The sequence below is a fragment of the Maribacter polysiphoniae genome (genome assembly GCF_003148665.1).
GTDB classification, from domain to species: Bacteria; Bacteroidota; Bacteroidia; order Flavobacteriales; family Flavobacteriaceae; genus Maribacter_A; species Maribacter_A polysiphoniae.
In genome coordinates this window covers 58,337-78,553 of record NZ_QGGQ01000005.1, presented here as the reverse complement: position 1 = coordinate 78,553, position 20,217 = coordinate 58,337, and the positions used below count along the sequence as shown (strand labels likewise).

Genomic DNA, 20,217 nt, shown 5'->3' with positions numbered 1-20,217 from the left:
ATCCACTTCTTGGAAACCGGGACATTCCGATGTTCCGGTTTCTTTTCCTATTAAAATTGACGAAACTGATACAGGTCATTGCAACCCCTTGGAATGTACTTTATCTTTGAAACTATAATCAAGTTCCTTGAAAAAATGAATTCTTGGGTTTTGGGTCGTGGGGATACCGAAATCCGTAGAAAAAGAAGAAGTTTTAGAATACCGATCTGACTTTTTAACCTTGAAAAAATCGATAATGGATTTGGACAAGGCACGGCAGAGTCGAAAATTGGTAGCGAGAACATCTTCAAAGAATCCGGGATATTTGGGTATTCCGGATTCTTTAATAAAATTGATTGTCATGATAGCAACAATGCAGTGATGATCATAATAAGGACCAGGATGAAGTTAAGATGTTGATCGGTTGCTTGAATCGTATTAGCGATACTATGATTCAACAGATTGAGAAACAAGATTGATGAAATCCCTGTGTTTATGGAAAACAGGAAACCCAGGTTTCCTGTTTTTTTTTCTTTGAAAATAATGCATGGACTTCTAAGCAGTAATGCCTTAGCGGTCATACATGGTATCACATCAAGTCCCAAGGTTATGACTCCTTGGGGAATGTTCTATGTTTCAGTTTGGCGATAGGCCAAAATTAGCGTGATACCCGAAAAAGGACTGGTGTATTTTACATATGTCAGTCCTTTTTTACGTCCAACAGTAATGAACCCCTTCCGAAAAGATTCAACCAAACCCACCAAAAACAAAAACTACCGTCGGTTTTCAACCAGCATGGCCGATCCTTCAAAACAATCCCTTTTTTAAACTGACATTCATCATACTTATTCGATGGTATGCGGAGTACATTTGAGGTACTAAAAGGCACAAAAATGTTTGCAATTCTATTACCCACCGATTTCTCGAACAATGCCCAAAGGGCCATTGACTACGCCATAAGACTATTTGAAAAGGAAGAATGTACGTTCTATATTCTCCATGCCTACCATGATGCCCCCTCCGGATCTAAAAGCAAGGCCGATTTGGAAATCGAACTAAAAAATTTGACCGAATCCATACTTCAAAAAGAGCAAAACCCCAAACATCATTTTAAGCCTGTTTTTGTAATAGATTCCATAGTGAACGCCCTGAACATTGCCATGACAGACAACGCAATCGACTATATTTTCATGGGTACCAAAGGGGCTTCCTCAATGTTCAATGTTTTTATGGGCAGCAATACCGTAAGGGTAATACGACATCTGAATACCTGCCCTATTGTCGCAATCCCTTCAGATTATGTTTTTACTGCGCCAAAAGAAATTGTCCTGGCCAATAACTACAAACACCGGTTCAGTAACGATGAACTATCACCACTGATCCGGTTGGCCAAATTATGGGATTCTAAAGTCTTGGTCACCCATGTCTTTTCAAAAAAAACCTTGAGTAAAGACCAAAAGCAGAATAAAGAGGAACTGAGATTGCATTTAAAGGGAATAAGAACAAATTTTATGGAGGCTCAAATGGACATATCGGTCACTTCTTCCCTGTTCACATTGAAAAAAGAGAATCCACAAATCGGCATGGCGGTACTCTTAAAGTCCAAACACGATTTCTTTGATGCCCTACTACGGGAACCGGTGCTTCGGAAAATGGCTTTCAATACCGAATTGCCCCTGTTGGTCCTTCCACAACTAACCTAAGCCTCTTGTAGGGTTAAGGAGGAAATCCCTTCCGAACCAAACATGTTGGGAGGATACGTTTCTATGCTACGCTTTTGTATGGGATACCCTAATCGGGACAACTCCTGTTTTACTTTTATTAAGGCAACCGGATTGATGTATAAGAAATGTAAGATACCATTTGCCACATCAATATCGATGACACGAACATCCATTATCCTACTAAGGTTTCTTAAGATCACCCTTTTACCTTCATCGCAGTGAAGGTTTTTAATATTTACCACAGCTTTCATTTTTTGACTTTTTTAGGTTATTCCTCAAAATAAGGTAAGAAGGTCTGCCTGAAAATGATGTAGGTCAGTTTAGGGCATATTCCATTCCACATTCAAATAAAAAGAGGACAAAAAAACAACCTGTTTGAACCCTTACAGTTTCAACATGAAATCGGGACAAAAGAGCGGAAGTACGAAAAAAACAAATAAAAAGAAGAGGAATGCCCAAAGTACACCCATTAGAATCGGATACAGAATAATACCCCCCTTTACATTTGGGTTAAGCGAATGCGCCACCAAACCATGAATACCCATACTTAACAAGGTAAATACCACCCCAGAGGTGACAATCAAAAAAACATTGGAATGTGATTCCCTTACACTATACAGGTAGTATCCTAATCCAAATGAAACCAGTAACAATATGCTATAAATTTTCTTCGCCATATCAATAGGATTTAAAGTGCTTTTTTAAAATAAAAGAGCTGATGGTGGCTTCCCCTCATACTTAAGAGGGGGACTTTACCATATGATTCCATTTTTTTAACCAAATCCTGATGGAACCATTTATTGATGAAACCTGCCTTTTCCCTTTCCAACATCACGATTAGATCTGCATTCGACTTGCCAATATATAATCGAAGTGTTTCAAAGACATCCTTTGAAAAAAGCAATTCAAAGTCGATATGTTCATAGATTACCTTCTGCAAAAGCATCTCTTTGAACCATTGCATTTGCATTTCACCCTTATATTCCTCCTTGGATGAAATATGTACAACCTTGATTTCAGCCTCGAATTGTTCGGCCATCTCTGCTAGCTTGCGAATGGCGAATACATCTTCCTCCTCAAAATCAGTGGCGTAAACAATGGTTTTGGGCAACCTATAACTTGTACCTGCCGGAATGGACAGAATGGGACAAGGTCCTTTCTCTATAAGAAGTTTTGTGGTACTCCCCATAAGTATTTCACGAAATGCACTGCCCCCCTTCATACCTGTAACAATCAAATAGGCATGCCATTCGGTGGCAACAGCGATAATTCCCTTAACGACCGATGTATTTTCTGCCGGCTCTATCTGAAGGTTTGGGTTTTCATAACCGCTCCCTAAATGTTCCCCACAGAATTTTTCCAATTTGGCCCGGTGTATCCTAAAGGCATTATCCTCTAAATGGGGAAAAGGCTCATCCAAACCCGCTGTACCCAAAACTGTAGGATAATCAAATACATGGGTTACCACTAAGCGGGTTCCCATATGGGTCGCCATCTTGTGTGCATATTTCAATGCGGCCACAGAATTCAACGAATAATCGGTAACATATAGGATTGTTTTCAAAGTAAACGATGTTTTGGTTCAACCTAAAGCTACAGCAATACTCCCTTTTGGTCAATGACTAAAATCATTACCTCAATCTTTGGAACATGACTAAGGTCATTTAAAACGTAAAGGGAACTTCATAAATTTATACCTTTATAACACCCTCTAAACAAAGAGGATACATCATCCAATTCCTTTTACACAACCCTTACTGTGTATGATCAAACCTAGGACGCTATGAAAATCACCAAAATCGCATTTCATTCTATCCTGATCTTAATGCTATTGACAATTCACGAAGGCATGGCACAAAACCTAGACCTATCCGCAAAAGCGATTGTTCAAAAAGCCGATGAAAACATGCGAGGAAGGACCTCCATAACAGATATCAGTATACAAATCATAAGACCCACATGGCACAGGGAGATGAACATGAAAACATGGACTAAAGGCGATGAATATTCCATGATTTTACTCACCTCACCGGCCAAGGAGAAAGGCATTGCTTTTTTAAAGCGAATGAAAGAAGTCTGGAATTGGATACCCGCTATAGAACGAACGATCAAACTTCCTCCCTCAATGATGTCTCAAAGCTGGATGGGAACGGATTTCACCAATGACGACCTTGTGAAAGAGGCATCTTCCGTAGCGGACTACGACCACAAGCACCTAGGTTCCGAAACCATTGATGGAAAAGATTGTTATAAGATTGAAATGATACCCAAACCTTCGGCCGCCATTGTCTGGGAAAAAGTGATTGTGTGGATCGACAAACAGGATTTCCTCCAATTGAAGGCAGAGTTCTACGACGAAGACGGGGAAATGATGAACATCATGAAGGCCTCGGAGATTAAAGTATTGGGCGGCAGAAAGATTACCTCAAAGATTGAAATGATACCGATCGACAAGGAAGGAAACAGTACGGTCATCATTTACAATGACATTGAATTTGATAAAGCGATAAGTGATGATTTCTTCACCACCAGAAATATGAAACAATTGGAATGATGCTCTTAAAATTGGCTTGGCTGAATATATGGCGCAATAAACGTAGAACGATCATTACGACAACATCGGTTTTTTTTGCCGTTTTGTTGGCTGTCACAACGCGTTCTATGACCGACGGTGTGTATGAAAACATGATTCATAACATTGTGGGTTATTCCTCTGGTTACTTGCAAATCCACCAATATGGCTACTGGGACGAACAGTCCATCGACAACACTTTTGAAGAGAATGGGGAACTCAATCAAAAGCTCCTTAAGAATCCGAAGGTCAAAAACATAATGCCCCGGTTGAACACATTTGCCTTGGCTTCTTATTCGGAAAAAACCAAAGGTGTCCTTGTTTTGGGCATTGATCCGATCAAAGAAAAAGAAGTCAATAACCTAGACCAAAAAATCAGTAAGGGCACATATCTGGAATCGGAAAATGAAAATGCCATAGTCCTAGGGGAAGGACTGGCGGCACAATTAAAATTAAGCGTAAACGACTCCTTGGTTCTCTTGGGCCAAGGATATCATGCAAGCAGTGCTGCCGCCAAATTCAAGGTAAAAGGAATCATAAAATTAGGTTCCCCCGACTTAAACAACAATATTGTCTATATCCCTTTAAGACAGGCCCAATATATGTACGGGGCAGAAAATCGATTGACTGCGATCTCCATCTTGACCGACAAGAACACCAACCTTGAAAAATTGAAGGTATCCCTACAGGGATTACTGGATTCGGATAGATATGAGGTAATGACCTGGAAGGAAATGATCCCGGAAATGGACCAATTCATAGAAGCTGATAGTACTGGGCAATATATCATCATCGGTGTACTCTATTTTCTTATCTCATTTGGCCTGTTTGGAACCTTACTCATGATGATTTTCGAAAGAAAACACGAATTGGGGATTTTGATCGCCATTGGAATGAAAAAGCATTTATTGGCCCTCATCCTAATGTTGGAATCTATCATGATTGCACTCATTGGCTGTCTTACAGGGGTTTTGGGCGGAATGCTGGTCGTAACATGGTTCAACAAAAACCCTATTCATTTTACGGGTGAATTAAAAGAAATCTATGAAAATTATGGTATAGAATCGATTATGTATTTTTCGAACAGTGCGAACATATTTGTTGTTCAAACCCTAATCGTTTTGATCTTGGCCATCGTATTGGCCTTTTACCCCGGTTATACGGTGATGAAATTAAAACCTATTGACGCTATAAATAGTTAGTTATGATGTTTCAAATAGCTTGGCGGAATATTTGGCGGAATAAATCACGCAGTTTAGTGGTGATCAGCTCTATCGTCATTGGGGTTTGGGCCGGTATTTTCATTTTGTCATTTTCATGGGGCCTCTATCAGAATAACATCAACGAAACCATATTTAAACAGTTGTCGCATATCCAAATCCACAATCCCAAATTCAATGTGGAAAATGACTCTAAATACACCCTATCGCCTACCGATACCATCATGACCCAGCTTCAAGCCGATGATAGAATCGCCTCTGTGAGCAATCGTATTATTTCGAACGGAATGATAAGCTCCCCTACAACGGCAAGTGGGGTGAAAATATATGGGATCGACCCCCTAGCGGAAGTAAAACAGATTGGATTGGACAACAATGTAAAAAAAGGGGCGTATCTATCTGCAGGAAAGGAAAATGCAATACTTATCGGGGAAAAACTTGCCAAAAAACTAAAGATAAAACCCAAAAGCAAGGTGGTACTGACCTTTACGAATGTCAAGTCGGAAATAGTTTCGGGTGCCTTTCGGGTGGCTGGGGTTTATAGGTCGAAAAATATTTCATTGGACGAAGTGAATGTATATGTCCTAAAAACCCAACTCAGGAAGTTGTTGGAATTAAAACCGACCGAAAGTAATGAAATCGCCATTTTATTAAAAGATGAATCACAATTGGATGCCGTAAAGAAATACAGTGCCGATTTGGTTCCCGATGGGAAGGTTGAGGATTGGAAAGAACTATCCCCCGAATTGGGAATGATCATAGAATCTTTTAATCTATACACCTATATATTGACCGGCATTATCCTCTTGGCTTTGACATTTGGTATCATAAACACCATGCTCATGTCGGTATTGGAACGTATTCGCGAACTTGGAATGCTAATGGCAATCGGACTCAATAAGCGTAAAATATTTATAATGATTATGCTTGAGACTTTTTATTTGACATTGGTCGGTTCTCCCTTGGGTTTATTGTTGGGATGGGTTACGGTTTCCGTATTTGGGAACATCGGAATAGACATATCAATGTTTTCGGAAGGATTGTCATCGTATGGATTCAGTTCAATGATCTATCCCGCCCTGGATAACCAAAATTATTTCATCATTGCATTTATGTGCCTTATCACTTCACTGTTATCGGCCATATACCCTGCATTGAAAGCATTGCGTTTAAATCCTTCGGAGGCCATCAGAAAAATATAATATTATGGCAAAAACAATTATTGACGCACATAACCTGAGTAAGACCTACAACGCCGATACCGTACCGGTAAAAGCGGTACAGGATGTTCATATCCACATAGAGGAAGGTGAATTTGTTGCCTTGGTCGGTCCTTCGGGTTCGGGTAAATCGACCCTACTCAATATGATTGGCGGTTTGGATGAACCAACATCGGGATCCGTAGTCCTCGACCAAGTTGAAATCACAAAACTACCTGAAAACAAATTGATAGATTTTAGGCTGCACAACATCGGATTTGTTTTTCAATCCTATAACCTAATCCCTGTTCTGACAGCAAAAGAAAATGTCGGTTTTGTACTTCAACTCCAAAAAATACCGAAAGAAGAAAGGGAGAAACGCGTTTTAAACCTGCTGCATCAAGTGGGTCTTGAGGACAAACTCAATAGTAGGCCAGGTGAACTTTCCGGTGGACAACAACAGCGGGTTGCCGTTGCCAGGGCTTTGGCCTCCAAACCAAAGATCGTACTCGCCGACGAACCAACAGCCAATTTGGATTCAAAATCAACTGCAAATCTGTTGGATATAATGGCCAAACTCAACAAAGAGGAGAAAACCACCTTTTTGTTCTCCACCCACGATATACGGGTAATCCAAAAAGCCCGAAGGGTAATTACACTTGTCGATGGCAAAGTGGAATCTGATGTACAACAGACCCCCAAATAAACATAATGCGCTTATTTTCAAAGATACTGCTAATCATACACCTACTAAGTGCCATAGTCTTGGTAGGGCAGGAAAAAGAGCAAAAACTCTTCTTGGCAGGCTATGTCAAGAATCTGCATGAATTTGGCTTTATCGACAATATCGGGGAAGTACAATGGACCACCTTTCTACACAACAGACTCAATTTCAAGTACATCCCCTCAAAAACCATAACCGCCAGATTGGAATTTAGAAACCGCATTTATTACGGAGATCGGATTAAAAACAATCCCGGATTCTCAAAAGTGATCTTACAGGACAATGGATGGGTCGATCTTTCCTGGAATGTATTGGACAACAGTACCGTTGTTTTCAACACCACCATAGATCGGGCGTTGATCAATTATAGTAAGGGGGATTGGGACATCACCCTAGGAAGGCAACGTGTTAATTGGGGAATAAATTTAGCATGGAACCCAAACGATATTTTCAACACCTATAATTTCCTCGATTTTGACTACGAGGAGCGTCCAGGAAGCGATGCCATCCGCATTCAATATTTCCTGGACGGTTTCAGTAAAATTGAATTGGCAGCCAAGAAGGGTTATCAAGCGGACGACCATATAATCGCCGTTATGTATAATTTTAATAAGTGGTCCTATGACATTCAATTGCTTTCCGGCATATATCACAATGATTGGGTCATTGGCACGGGATGGGCCGGTAATATCAAGAATGTCGGGTTCAAAGGGGAAGTTTCCTATTTCCTACCTTATAAAGACTTTATCGGCTCCGAAAACGTGGTCAGTGCGTCCCTCTCGGTAGATTACGGTTTTAAAAAAGGTGTCTACATCAATGGCTCCTTGTTATACAACAGTGCCACCAATGATGTGCCGGGAGGCTTGGAAAATTTAATTTTCACCAGCATCTCCGCAAAAAATTTAATGCCTTTTGAATATTCCGGTTTCCTTCAGCTATCCAAGGAGTTTTCACCCATTTTTTCCGGAGCCTTAAGTACAATCTATTCCCCCACCCAACATTCGCTCATCACAATGCCCAGCTTAACGTACTCCTTGGCTACCAATTGGGAGCTTAACTTCACCGGACAATCCTTTTTTGAATTGGAGGACCCCCGAATTCTTGGAAACAATCTTTTTGTGCGATTACGCTGGAGTTTTTAGGCCATTCCTTAGGGTACTCCTTACAACCATATTGCATGACCTAGATCATTCCAATTTATCCAAAAGGAATCTACATTTATTTTTAAAATTTTATAGTCATGAAAAATAATAACAAGAACGACCTTCTTCAGATATATCGGACTATGAAGACTTCCCGATATTTTGAAGAACGTATGGAAAAGGCCTATTTGGAAGGCAAGCAACCCATCTTCAATATTGGTGCAGGCCCTGTGCCCGGGGAAATGCACCTTTCAAACGGACAAGAGCCTGCTGCAGCGGCAATGATCGTGCATTTAACAAAGGATGATACGGTTACGGCTACCCACCGACCACACCATCAGGCAATTGCCAAAGGTGTGGACCTTAAAAAAATGACTGCTGAAATTTTCGGCAAGAAAACCGGATTGGGAAAAGGAAAGGGCGGACATATGCATTTATTCGACCCTACCGTGAAATTTTCCTGTGGGGGTATTGTTGGGGCAGGAATTCCGCATGCCGTGGGTGCTGCTTTGGCCAACAAGAAAAAAGGGGAAGATTGGGTGGCAGTCGCATTCATTGGTGAGGGAGCTGCCAATTCCGGGGCTTTCCACGAATCACTGAACCTAGCAGCCCTTTGGAACCTACCTTTTATTTTGGTCGTCGAAGATAATTCATGGGGTATCTCGGTCGCGAAGAAAAATTCGACCAGTGTACCTTCAAATGACATAAGGGCGAAAGCCTATGGTATAAAAGGATACTTGGTAAAGGACAATGACCCTGTGGAAATGTACAAGGTAAGTAAGGAAGCTGTTGATAGGGCTCGAAATGGAGGGGGGCCCTCTATCATTGAGATTGAGACCTACCGCTTTTTAGGCCATTTCCAAGGGGATCCCGAATTATATCGAAATAAGGAGGAAGTCCCAACCCTACGGGGCAAAGACCCTATAGAGCGATTAAAAAACCATTTATTGAAAGAAAATTTGGCTACCCCGGCAGAAATCAGCGCTTTGGAAAATAAAGTTTATGAAGTCGTGGATGATGCATATGAATTCGCCATACACAGCGAATACCCTGAACCTAATGAAGCATTGGAAGATGTTTTCTGTTAACATTCAAGGCTAAAGCCAAAACCACAAAAGATTGAAAAATGGAAACTATAAAAGCAAAAAAGGATAAAATAAGAAAATTGACCGGTAGCAAAGCCATGGTACAGGCTTTGGAACAAGAATTGGTGAGGGACAAAAATATCATTGTCATGGGTGAGGATGTCGGAAAATATGGGGGAATATTCGGTTCCACCACCGGTTTATACGACAAGTTTGGGCCAGAACGTATCATGGACACCCCTATTTCCGAAACAGGGTTCATCGGTGCCGCCATTGGTGCTGCCGCTGCAGGATTACGACCTGTGGTAGAATTGATGTTCGTCGATTTTCATGGTGTGGTCATGGATCAAATCTATAACCACATGGCCAAAATACATTATATGAGTGGGGGCAACGTAAAGTTACCCATTGTACTATTGACCGGTGTTGGTGGTGGCTATAGTGATGCCGCACAACACTCCCAGACCTTATATGCCAGTTTTGGGCATTTGCCAGGCATGAAAGTTGTGGCACCTACCTTCCCTGAAGATATCAAAGGAATGTTGATTGCAGCCATACGTGATGACAATCCCGTTGTGTTCATGTTTCATAAAACACTTCAAGGTTTAGGTTGGATGGATCAATTGCAGGCCTCGTTAGGACCCGTTCCTGAAGATGCCTATACCATTCCCTTAAATAAGGCCAAAGTGGTACGTGAAGGTAAGGATGTCACCATTGTTGGAGTGCAGATGATGACCATTGAGGCTCTTAATGCCGCAGGAAAGTTGGCAGAAAGAGGTATTGATGCAGAGGTTATCGACTTACGATCCATAAAACCCATCGATAAGGAAACCCTATTGAAATCCGTTGCCAAAACCAATCGTTTGGTCGTCGTCGACGAGGATTACCTATCGTATGGAATTACCGCCGAAATAAGTGCAATCATGGCCTCTGAAGGCTTCCATCATCTGAAGTCCCCTATAGTCCGTTTGGCCATCCCGGATGTTCCTATTCCCTATAGCAGGGTATTGGAAAAATATGTAATACCTGATGCACAGGATATCATTAACGCGGTGGAAAACATGATTACAGTTTGAATTATGGAAAAAATGAATGAAATCGTACTCCCAAAAGAATTGGGGGAAGACGCGGAAAGCTCCGTTGTACTTTGGTATAAGGAAATTGGTGACGCTTTCGAAAAGGACGAGACCCTCTTGGAGGTGCAGACCGAAAAGGTAACCTTTGAGGTACCTGCACCTTTCTCGGGAATTCTCAAGGAAATAAAAGTACATCGTGGGGAAACGGCCAAAACAGGCGACGTTATCGCCTTGGCCCAAGTAGCTTAAAATATCGTTTTTTATTTCTTTAAAACAAGGCGGGGCCCATACCATTGGTTGTGGGTTTCGCTTTTAGGTTTGTTTATTGTATGCTAAGATGGTATGATATCGCTTATTAAACCAGTCAATAGGTTTATAGGACCTGGGTGTTATTCAACCATCGTTGTATAAGGATTTCATTATGAGAAATATCGACCAAATGGAATTTGGTGAATTTTTTAAAAACCCGTGCATCTTTAAGACTTTCAATACAAACCGATATCGGGATGAGGTAATTGGAATGGATCAGGAACAATTCACCTTTCCTTTTTAGTAGGTACCCTACATGCCCTGTATCGAAACCAATAAAATAAAGTCCCTCTTGGGTAAGGCTGTCAATTTCCTCGAAAGCCATATCATGGTCCTCTTGTTCCACACTGTAGATTTCCGACCCACAACTTAGGGCCATTGCCTCGTCCAAAGGTGATTTTTGGGCCAATTTATAACGATTCAGCTTTAGTCCCATATCGCGCAATGTGGTAGAAATAAAATAACCGCAAGCTATTTTCCCTTGATTGGGTATGGCCGTATGCCCCCCAAAACTCCATGGGGTACCGTACCAATGTGGAATTAAACCATCAACCAAGTGCGTAGTGAATTCGTTCTTTATCCCTTCCATCGAAATTTGTCCCTGTCGAAAACGTTCTCCCAAGTTTTTTCGTAGCTCCCCAATGTTGGTTTTGGCATCGTCATAGGAAAGGGTATCCGGGTTAACAGCCCAATCATGTATGGCTCCCTCGTTCTCCCCTTGGGTTCCTATTGGATCAAGCCATATCTTGTTTGTAAAAACATCCTCGCGTAAGGGCTCAACTTTTAAAAACAGGTCATTATGAAGTGTAAAAAGCATTAACAGGGGAAAAAATATCATTATGTTCTTTTAAATCAATGTATTAAGAATGTAACGAATAGATTTGAATTGCATTTTATGTAGAATGTTAAACTTTTGTGGATCTTTTGCAATACACAAAGTCAAATAGTGAGGTTAACAGCCCACCAAACCTCATAATCACGTGGTATAAGGGGCCTATAGCTTTGAAAACCTTGGTCGGCTATGCGAATGCCAACAATCTCATTCTTTTCATTACGTACATACCCCATAAAAATAAATGAATGTCCATAGGGATCAAAATCCTTTTTATCCACCCCTTTTACAACATCCTTATAGTCCTCCTTGAACCTCCAAACCTGTACGGGTGCTCCTGGTCTGAGTTCCCCTCCCCAAATTCCATCCCTACCGACCAAGGTTCCCATCCCCGCATATGCGATTGCACCCGCATTACCCTTGCCCCTATATTTCCTCGGCAAGCTTCGCCATCCTCTATGTACGCCAGAGGCCGAGACATAAAGGTTATCGAAAACCTCACGTGCTGAATAATATTTTGTCGCCATATTATCAGGTAGGTCATTATATACCGAATGGCCATAAACCGCCTTATAGGCATTCATAAAGCGCCTTTTACTTACTGCCAAACAATGACCTCCGGGTTCCTTGTTTTTAGCATTCCTATAGTTTTCAACAATCTTATCGGCAACCGGACTTTTAGTTCCCAAACCATCGGGCAATTCGGATGTATCGGTCAACACCTCAGGCGACCAAACTTCTTGCCCATCATCGATGGGCACGATCTTTAACAACGAATCAGCCTCTTTGTCAATAGTGGTGATTTCCGTAGGCCCCTTGCTTAAAATCGATAAATGGTCATCGAGCCCCAAGCTATCTGTCCTTGTTTCTTCCACCGTCGGCCCGTATATTTGGTCGTCACCAGTTACATAAGGCCCATTCTTTAGCGCTTTTGAGGAACTACACCCTGTTTCAATCCCCAAAATAAAAGGGACCAAAAAGCCATATAAAAACAATCTTCCAAATAGGGTCAACCAAGATCCACTAAAAATTTGAGCCATTAAAGCGTTCATTTTGTATTCTCCTTTCCAATAGTAGTCAAATTTGCATTACCGTGGTATTTTATCAAACAATAACCGATTGGCAACCTTATGTCATACATCCGGTTTACCCCAATAACCCATCATCACCACAAAGTTACGGGCATAGATCGCAAAATTTATATTCTACCCTAATAAACCAAAACAAACCATGTACCAACATGATGTAAATCATTCGATTTCCCATCCTAGTCCACTAGCTTTGATATAGTTAAAACCAAAGGGGTTTAATAAAAAAAACAATCTTAAAAGCTGTAGAAAATGTTACATGACTATTCTAAAAAATTCAATGATTTAAGTCGAAAAATGAACGAATTGGGCGTTGAAATACCCGAAACCATGAAAGGATTCTCCGAACTGCATAAAGCCAGTATTTCAGAAGGTGCCCTTTCTACAAAGACCAAGGAATTGATTGCATTGGGTATTGCGATAACCATTCGATGTGAAGGCTGTATTGCCTGCCATGTACACGATTCTTTAGAAGCCGGTGCAAATACTGAGGAAATAAAGGAAACTATAGGTGTGGCCATTCTCATGGGTGGCGGACCATCCGTGGTCTATGGTTGCGAAGCCATGGAAGCCCTGAACCAATTCGGAATTTTTGAACAAAATGAAGCAGTCCACTGACCAAAAAACGCAAAAGAGTAGCGCGGATCAAAAGCCACCCCTTCCGGGCACAGGTTTCAATTGGTTCTATCTACTCTTGTTTGCCTTTTTATTGATATTCTCCTTTTTTTCGAATCCAGTGAACAGCACCAAGGAAATAAGTTGGTCCTTTGTTCAAGATTCCCTTATTGCCCAAAATAAAATTCAAAAAATCGTCGTTGTCAACAAGGAATTTGCAGAGTTCTATGTCAAAAAAGAGCCCATAAACAACACGAAAAACAAGGATGCAAAGGAAAAGTGGCTCCAAACGGCAGACATCCCACTATACCGTATGACCATTGGGTCGGTCGATAGCTTTGAGGCTAAGTTGCAAGTCGCACAGGACGCGGTCTCACCAACCAATAAAATCGATATACAATACCAAAACCGTACGAGTTGGGCCAGTATTCTTTCATGGCTATTACCTTTTGGACTCATTATTATATTCTGGTTATTCATCCTAGGTAAATTGGGTGGCGGCGGAAAAGGGCACAATCCCCTTTTCAATTTTGGCAAGTCCACGGCCATCCTCGCTGAGAAGGATTCCAAAAGTCCTGTCAGCTTCAAGGATATTGCCGGACTCAAAGAAGCAAAGGCCGAGGTAATGGAGGTTGTCGATTTTCTGAAGAACCCGGAAAGATATACGAAATTGGGCGCCAAAATCCCTAAGGGGGTTATGCTTATCGGTCCCCCAGGAACGGGTAAGACACTTATGGCCAAAGCCGTAGCCGGTGAGGCCCAAGTACCCTTTTTCTCCATGTCCGGTTCAGAGTTCGTGGAAATGTTCGTAGGTGTAGGTGCATCACGGGTTCGTGACCTGTTTAAACGTGCCAAGGAAAAATCACCCAGTATCATCTTCATCGATGAGATAGATGCTGTAGGCCGTTCACGTGGGAAGGTCAACGCATTTCAGGCCAATGATGAAAGGGAAAGCACGTTAAACCAATTGTTAACCGAATTGGATGGCTTTGGCCCCAACACTGGGGTAATCGTATTGGCGGCCACCAACCGCCCGGATGTCCTTGACAAAGCCCTTTTACGTCCCGGAAGGTTTGACCGCCATATTTATTTGGAACTACCCAGCAAAGAAGAACGGAAAGAAATATTCGGGGTTCACCTGCGCCCCCTAAAACTCTCCCCGAATATCAATGTGGATGAGTTGGCCAAATTAAGTCCCGGATTTTCCGGTGCCGATATTGCCAATATCTGTAATGAAGCCGCGCTCATCGCCGCACGTAATAAAAAAACCGTGGTTGGACAGGAAGATTTTATGGAAGCACGCGACCGTGTCATTGGAGGAATGGAACGAAAGAGTAAGATTATTTCCCCCGAGGAAAAAGAGATTGTAGCCCACCATGAGGCTGGACATGCCGTGGTAAGTTGGTACCTAAAAAATGTAGCCTCCTTAGTAAAGGTCTCTATTATCCCAAGGGGGAAATCGTTGGGTGCTGCCTGGTACCTTCCCGAAGAACGACAGATTGTGACCAAGTCGCAATTTATAGATCAAATGTGTGCCTCATTGGGAGGGCGCGCCGCAGAGGAGGTCATATTCAATGAGATTTCGTCCGGCGCTTTGGATGACCTTGAAAAGGTTACCAAACAGGCATACACCATGGTTTCCTATTACGGGTTGGATAAGGAGATAGGTCCGCTCAGTTTTTATGATTCTTCAGGACAGAACGAACATATGCTGGGTAAACCCTATAGTGAGCATATGGCAGAATTGATTGATAAGGAAGTTCAGGAATTAGTGTATTCCGCCTATGAAAGAACCAAAAATATTCTGATCGAACACAAAGACGAATTGCTAAAACTGGCACAATTGCTCCTCAAACAGGAAGTTGCCGACTTCGAAGACCTTGAGAAAATATTAGGGAAAAGAAAGGTGCAAAAACCGGACCCACTTCCCAAAACGGCACCTATCATAATTAATTGAATAAATCATAAAAATAATCCTAATGGAAAAGATCAAAGAAATAGTGTACAATGAGAATCTACACTTTGAACATGAAAATTGGAAATCGGAATTGGCTTTTTGGGAAGATGAATTAAAATCCTTCACCAACAGACTAAGTGAATTGGTAACCCGTTGGACAACCGATGAGGTACTTAAGGAATTGGATCATTTTCAAAATGAATTCGTATTGCACGGTGCGGTCATCGATGACCTTGAGGAGGCTATTGAGGAACACGAAGCGAGCATTGCCGGCCATAGCCTACCAGGAAAAGAATCCCTGGATGTCGTCTTGGCCAAAAAACATGACGAATTCAGGTTGAAAATGGAAAAACAAAGACAGATATATGCCGATTTGAAAAAAGATTTCTTCCGGTTTTTATCCAAGTACATGTAATAATGCCCGATGCAATCCCCTCTAGAACCCGTAAACTTAAAAGGTATAAGAAGCTTCTTAACACCTTGGCCAAATATGGCTTTGACCACGTTATGGCCCAAAGTAGAATCAAAAACCTGATTCCAACCTGGGATGTAAGGAAACACTCCGATCATGACAAAGCCATAGCCTTTTCCACCTATGAGCGAATACGTATGGTTTTGGAGGAATTGGGACCCACCTACATTAAACTTGGCCAAATTTTCAGCAATCGGGAAGATATGCTACCCCCTGCGTTAATCAAGGAACTTGAAAAATTACAGGACCATGTTCCCAAGTTAAAGAATTTTGATGTTGTCAATACCATAGAACAGGAACTCAACATCAAAGCGAACGACTGTTTTCTTTTCATCGATACAGAACCCATTGCGGCCGCCTCTTTGGCACAAGTACACAAGGCCCAATTGTTAAACGGCGCATGGGTGGCCCTTAAGATCCAACGCCCGAATATCATGGAAACCATCAATGCGGATATCGATGTAATGAAGCAGGTGGCAAAAAGTCTCGAGAAACATAGTGCCCAGGCAAAAGCCTTTCAACCCATGCAAATTGTAGCGGCCTTTGAAAAAAGCATTCATGAGGAGCTTCATTTTTTACGTGAAATGGACAACATGGAACGCTTTGCCAAGAATTTTACCGACAACGAAGTCATGTATGTTCCCAAAGTATACCGTAAATATTCAACGGACAGCCTCATCTGTATGGAGTTTATCGATGGCATCAAAATTTCCGAAATAGAATCATTGACGGCATTGGGCATCGATTGCAAGGCTGTGGGCCAAGTGGGCGTCGACCTTTATTTGGAACAGGTCCTGGATCACGGTTTCTTTCATGCCGACCCACATCCTGGAAACATATTCATACTACCGGAGCAAGATCGTATATGCTTTCTCGATTTCGGGATGATGGGCAACCTTATACCTAACCAAAAAGAACAATTGGGGGACCTTTTGTTCGCCTTTACAAAAAAGGATATCAAAAAATTGATTCCTGTTTTGGAAAACATAGCCGTAAAATCCGAGATTCCCGATTATCAAAAATTGGAACAAGACTTACACGCCTTGGTTCAAGGCATTAGCGATACTTCCATACGGAATATCAAATTGGGTACTACGCTCACCCAATTCAAAGCCATCCTATACCAAAACAACATCATCCTCCCACACGAGCTGTACCTATTGATCCGTGCACTGATCATTATGGAAGGGGTTGGACTCAAACTCGATCCCGAATTCAATATAACGGATAATTTGAAACCCTATATGGCCAAATTGACCCGCAAAAGGTATAGTTTAAAACGTTTGTTTCAAAAAAACATGTCCCGATTAAAGGACTACAATACCCTTCTCGATAACTTTCCTGAAGATCTTAACAGTATCCTTAAAAAAATAAAGGAGGGCAAACTCGTGGTAATTCATGAGCACAAGGGGCTTAAGGAATTCCAGGCAGCATCGAACAAGGCCATCAACCGATTGGTGATTGCCGTGATCATCGCAGCCCTATCCATTGGTAGTTCCATTTTGGTTTTGGCCCAAATGCCCCCTTTGATCAAAGGCATTCCCTTATTGGGCGCCATAGGCTTTACACTATCGGCAATTCTAGGTTTTGTCGTAATCCTATCCATTTTTAAAAATAAACAGTTCTAATAATGAGGCCTCTTTTTTTATAAAATCATAGCTACTAATCGTACTTTGTTTAACCAATAACCAACCAAATCAAAAAGTCCATATGTCAATAGATCATTTCGATATTAAAGGATTGACTACCGAGGAAGTACTCCGGGCGAGGACCACTTATGGAAAAAATACCTTGGAAGGAAAGAAAGAGGTTGGTGTTCTAAAAGCCTTACAGAGTTTGGCCAAAGAACCTATGGTCCTCTTGTTATTGGTGGCATCCGTAATCTATTTTGTATCGGGGGATTTCGGGGACGGTATTTTCCTTGCCTCTGCCATTGTCTTGGTATCGGCAATTTCCTTATACCAGGATGGGCGAAGTCGCAATGCCCTAGAGAAATTAAAATCATATGCCCAACCCAAGTGCAAGGTCATTCGCAATGGGAAGGTGATTGAGATCAAAAGTGAGGATGTTGTTGTCGGCGATAGCCTGATGGTCGAAGAGGGAACCACCATTACCGCTGATGCCACCATAGTTCATTCCAATGATTTTTCGGTCAATGAATCACTGCTTACCGGGGAGTCCCTATCGATCTATAAGGATTCCGAAAAAAACAACAACGCTATTTACAAGGGCACTACGGTTGCAAGCGGACTTGCTATTGCCACGGTTACGGCAATTGGCAATAAAACCGAATTGGGGAAAATAGGTAAAAGTTTAGAAAGCATACAGGAAGAAAAGACCCCCCTTGAACGCCAAATCAACAACTTTGTCAAAAAAATGGTCATTGTCGGTGCCCTTGTTTTTGTCATCGTATGGGGTATCAATTTTTACAATTCCCGGGATATATTGGACAGCTTGCTGAAGGCACTCACTTTGGCCATGTCGATCTTACCTGAAGAGATCCCTGTAGCCTTTACCACATTTATGGCCTTGGGTTCATATCGGTTAATGAAATTGGGCGTTATCGTAAAGCAAATGAAAACTGTCGAGACTTTAGGGAGTGCTACCGTTATCTGTTCCGACAAAACGGGAACCCTTACCGAGAATAAAATGGCTTTGACCAAACTATGGACATTATCCTCAAAGTCGATAACCGATATCAAAGGGCCTTTGGATTCGGCCGAGAGGGACCTTGTAACAACAGCCATGTGGGCGAGTGAGCCCATACCCTTCGATGCCATGGAGATTGCCCTTCATGAAGAGTACAAAAAAATCGCTGCGAAAGATGATCGCCCAGGATATAGCATGGTCCACGAATACCCCTTGGGTGGCAAACCACCTATGATGACACATGTTTTCGAAAATAAGGATGGTGACCGGATCATTGCGGCCAAAGGTGCCGCCGAGGCTTTGATCGCGGTTTCCAAACTTTCCGAGAACCAGATACAACATATCAATGCCGCCATTAACGAACTTGCCAAGGAAGGATTTCGAATCTTGGGTGTGGGCACATCGAAATTCGTTGGTAATTCCTTTCCTAGAAAACAACAAGATCTTCATTTTGAATTCAAGGGAATCGTTGCCTTTTACGATCCTCCCAAAAAAAATATTGAATCAGTGCTACAAGGTTTCGATTCCGCCGGAATAAAAGTCAAGATCGTAACAGGGGACAATGCGCTTACCACGGCTGCCATAGCCAAGGAAATCGGGTTTAAGGAATCTGGAAAAAGTATTTCGGGTATGGACCTAATGCACTTGAGCGACACCCAACTTCGAGCGCAGGTAGACACCAACCACATATTTACACGGATGTTCCCTGAAGCCAAGTTGAAAATCATCAATGCCCTTAAAGCCAATGGGGAAATTGTGGCCATGACAGGGGATGGCGTTAACGATGCCCCAGCGCTAAAAGCCGCACATATCGGGGTAGCCATGGGTAAAAAAGGTACGGAAACCGCCAAAGAAGCAGCTTCGGTGATCCTGCTCGAGGACGACCTATCCCGAATGTTGGATGCCATAGCCATGGGCAGACGTATTTATACCAACCTAAAAAAAGCCATTCAGTACATTATCTCCATTCATATCCCGATAATATTGACAGTGTTCTTTCCTTTGGTTTTAGGCTGGACCTTCCCCAACATATTCACCCCCGTACATATCATTTTCCTAGAATTGATCATGGGCCCTACCTGTAGTATCATTTATGAAAATGAACCCATGGAAAAAAACACCATGATTGAAAAACCCCGGCCGTTTACGGCTACTTTTTTTAATTCGGTAGAACTGGCCACAAGCGTTCTGCAAGGTTTAATGATTACCGTAGGTGCATTGGCTACCTATCAGCTTGCCATACATTCCGGTTTTGACGAAGCCACAACCAGGACCATGGTATTCGTCTCCTTGATCTCGGCCAATATTGTATTGACCCTTGTCAATCGATCATTTTACTATTCCATCCTTACAACCCTAAAATACAGGAACCCACTGGTTCCTATGATCATCATGGTCACGATTGCCGTAACTGTCATGCTCCTTTTCATACCTCCCCTAACCCGGTTTTTTGAATTTTCCTCCTTGAATGCAAACCAAATATTTTTAAGTTCGGGTGTAGGGTTTTTATCGGTAATCTGGTACGAGTTTATTAAACTGTATAAGCGAAGTACTGGTGCCCACGATATATAAAT

The 20,217-nt window shown here is 42.0% G+C and carries 20 protein-coding genes; 14 read left to right on the top strand and 6 right to left on the bottom strand.

Annotated elements, in window-relative coordinates; all coding sequences use genetic code 11:
* Window positions 1–75: 75 nt before the first annotated feature.
* The gene (locus tag LX92_RS22635; RefSeq protein ID WP_109650935.1) at window positions 76–342 is read right to left on the bottom strand and encodes a hypothetical protein; all 267 of its coding nucleotides are present in this window, start codon (window positions 340–342) and stop codon (window positions 76–78) included.
* A gap of 530 nt (window positions 343–872) precedes the next feature.
* Between LX92_RS22635 and LX92_RS12125 the strand changes: the two genes are divergently transcribed.
* Window positions 873–1,682: a universal stress protein gene (locus LX92_RS12125; RefSeq protein WP_170117842.1), complete on the top strand. Its 810-nt coding sequence runs from the start codon at window positions 873–875 to the stop codon at window positions 1,680–1,682.
* On the opposite strand, the gene LX92_RS12120 is transcribed toward LX92_RS12125, so the two are convergent.
* From LX92_RS12120 to LX92_RS12110, 3 genes are all read right to left on the bottom strand, one after another.
* The gene (locus LX92_RS12120; protein WP_109650930.1) at window positions 1,679–1,954 is read right to left on the bottom strand and encodes a hypothetical protein; all 276 of its coding nucleotides are present in this window, start codon (window positions 1,952–1,954) and stop codon (window positions 1,679–1,681) included. The genes LX92_RS12125 and LX92_RS12120 overlap by 4 nt on opposite strands.
* Window positions 1,955–2,086: 132 nt before the next feature.
* Window positions 2,087–2,380, bottom strand: coding sequence for a hypothetical protein (locus LX92_RS12115; RefSeq protein ID WP_109650928.1), 294 nt, complete (start codon window positions 2,378–2,380; stop codon window positions 2,087–2,089).
* Window positions 2,381–2,391: 11 nt separating this feature from the next.
* On the bottom strand, window positions 2,392–3,267 hold the full coding sequence (locus LX92_RS12110; protein ID WP_109650926.1) for a universal stress protein: 876 nt from the start codon (window positions 3,265–3,267) through the stop codon (window positions 2,392–2,394).
* 219 nt (window positions 3,268–3,486) lie between these two features.
* Here LX92_RS12110 and LX92_RS12105 point away from each other — a divergent pair, with 219 nt between their 5' ends.
* The 8 genes from LX92_RS12105 (at window position 3,487) to LX92_RS12070 (ending at window position 10,970) form a co-directional block, all read left to right on the top strand.
* On the top strand, window positions 3,487–4,257 hold the full coding sequence (locus tag LX92_RS12105; RefSeq protein WP_109650924.1) for an outer membrane lipoprotein-sorting protein: 771 nt from the start codon (window positions 3,487–3,489) through the stop codon (window positions 4,255–4,257).
* A complete protein-coding gene (locus LX92_RS12100) occupies window positions 4,254–5,477 on the top strand; it encodes an ABC transporter permease (RefSeq protein WP_109650921.1) in 1,224 nt (407 codons plus the stop codon). The genes LX92_RS12105 and LX92_RS12100 overlap by 4 nt, the downstream gene beginning before the upstream one ends.
* Window positions 5,478–5,479: 2 nt before the next feature.
* On the top strand, window positions 5,480–6,697 hold the full coding sequence (locus tag LX92_RS12095) for an ABC transporter permease (RefSeq protein ID WP_109650919.1): 1,218 nt from the start codon (window positions 5,480–5,482) through the stop codon (window positions 6,695–6,697).
* A 4-nt stretch (window positions 6,698–6,701) separates the two neighbouring features.
* Window positions 6,702–7,400, top strand: coding sequence for an ABC transporter ATP-binding protein (locus LX92_RS12090; protein WP_109650917.1), 699 nt, complete (start codon window positions 6,702–6,704; stop codon window positions 7,398–7,400).
* 5 nt (window positions 7,401–7,405) lie between these two features.
* Entirely contained in the window at window positions 7,406–8,560 is a 1,155-nt protein-coding gene (locus tag LX92_RS12085; protein ID WP_109650915.1) for a hypothetical protein, read from the top strand.
* 98 nt (window positions 8,561–8,658) lie between these two features.
* Window positions 8,659–9,648: a thiamine pyrophosphate-dependent dehydrogenase E1 component subunit alpha gene (locus LX92_RS12080; RefSeq protein ID WP_109650913.1), complete on the top strand. Its 990-nt coding sequence runs from the start codon at window positions 8,659–8,661 to the stop codon at window positions 9,646–9,648.
* 38 nt (window positions 9,649–9,686) lie between these two features.
* Window positions 9,687–10,721 carry an alpha-ketoacid dehydrogenase subunit beta gene (locus tag LX92_RS12075; protein WP_109650911.1) on the top strand — a complete coding sequence of 345 codons (1,035 nt, stop codon included), beginning with the start codon at window positions 9,687–9,689 and terminating at the stop codon, window positions 10,719–10,721.
* 3 nt (window positions 10,722–10,724) lie between these two features.
* Entirely contained in the window at window positions 10,725–10,970 is a 246-nt protein-coding gene (locus LX92_RS12070) for a biotin/lipoyl-containing protein (protein WP_211315874.1), read from the top strand.
* A gap of 124 nt (window positions 10,971–11,094) precedes the next feature.
* Here LX92_RS12070 and LX92_RS12065 read toward each other — a convergent pair whose 3' ends face one another.
* Together LX92_RS12065 and LX92_RS12060 are read right to left on the bottom strand one after the other, a co-directional pair.
* Window positions 11,095–11,868, bottom strand: coding sequence for a hypothetical protein (locus tag LX92_RS12065; RefSeq protein ID WP_109650909.1), 774 nt, complete (start codon window positions 11,866–11,868; stop codon window positions 11,095–11,097).
* Between the two features lie 101 nt (window positions 11,869–11,969).
* Window positions 11,970–12,902 carry a hypothetical protein gene (locus LX92_RS12060; RefSeq protein WP_146197826.1) on the bottom strand — a complete coding sequence of 311 codons (933 nt, stop codon included), beginning with the start codon at window positions 12,900–12,902 and terminating at the stop codon, window positions 11,970–11,972.
* A 300-nt stretch (window positions 12,903–13,202) separates the two neighbouring features.
* On the opposite strand from LX92_RS12060, the gene LX92_RS12055 reads away from it, so the two are divergent.
* The 5 genes from LX92_RS12055 to LX92_RS12035 all read left to right on the top strand — a co-directional run bounded on the left by LX92_RS12055 (window position 13,203) and on the right by LX92_RS12035 (window position 20,215).
* Window positions 13,203–13,568, top strand: coding sequence for a carboxymuconolactone decarboxylase family protein (locus tag LX92_RS12055; protein WP_211315873.1), 366 nt, complete (start codon window positions 13,203–13,205; stop codon window positions 13,566–13,568).
* The gene (gene ftsH, locus LX92_RS12050) at window positions 13,552–15,522 is read left to right on the top strand and encodes an ATP-dependent zinc metalloprotease FtsH (protein WP_109650905.1); all 1,971 of its coding nucleotides are present in this window, start codon (window positions 13,552–13,554) and stop codon (window positions 15,520–15,522) included. Before LX92_RS12055 ends, ftsH begins: the two co-directional genes overlap by 17 nt.
* Before the next feature lie 22 nt (window positions 15,523–15,544).
* A complete protein-coding gene (locus LX92_RS12045; protein ID WP_109650903.1) occupies window positions 15,545–15,937 on the top strand; it encodes a hypothetical protein in 393 nt (130 codons plus the stop codon).
* Window positions 15,938–15,939: 2 nt separating this feature from the next.
* Window positions 15,940–17,622: an ABC1 kinase family protein gene (locus LX92_RS12040; RefSeq protein ID WP_109650901.1), complete on the top strand. Its 1,683-nt coding sequence runs from the start codon at window positions 15,940–15,942 to the stop codon at window positions 17,620–17,622.
* Window positions 17,623–17,704: 82 nt separating this feature from the next.
* On the top strand, window positions 17,705–20,215 hold the full coding sequence (locus LX92_RS12035; protein WP_109650899.1) for a cation-translocating P-type ATPase: 2,511 nt from the start codon (window positions 17,705–17,707) through the stop codon (window positions 20,213–20,215).
* Window positions 20,216–20,217: the final 2 nt, after the last annotated feature.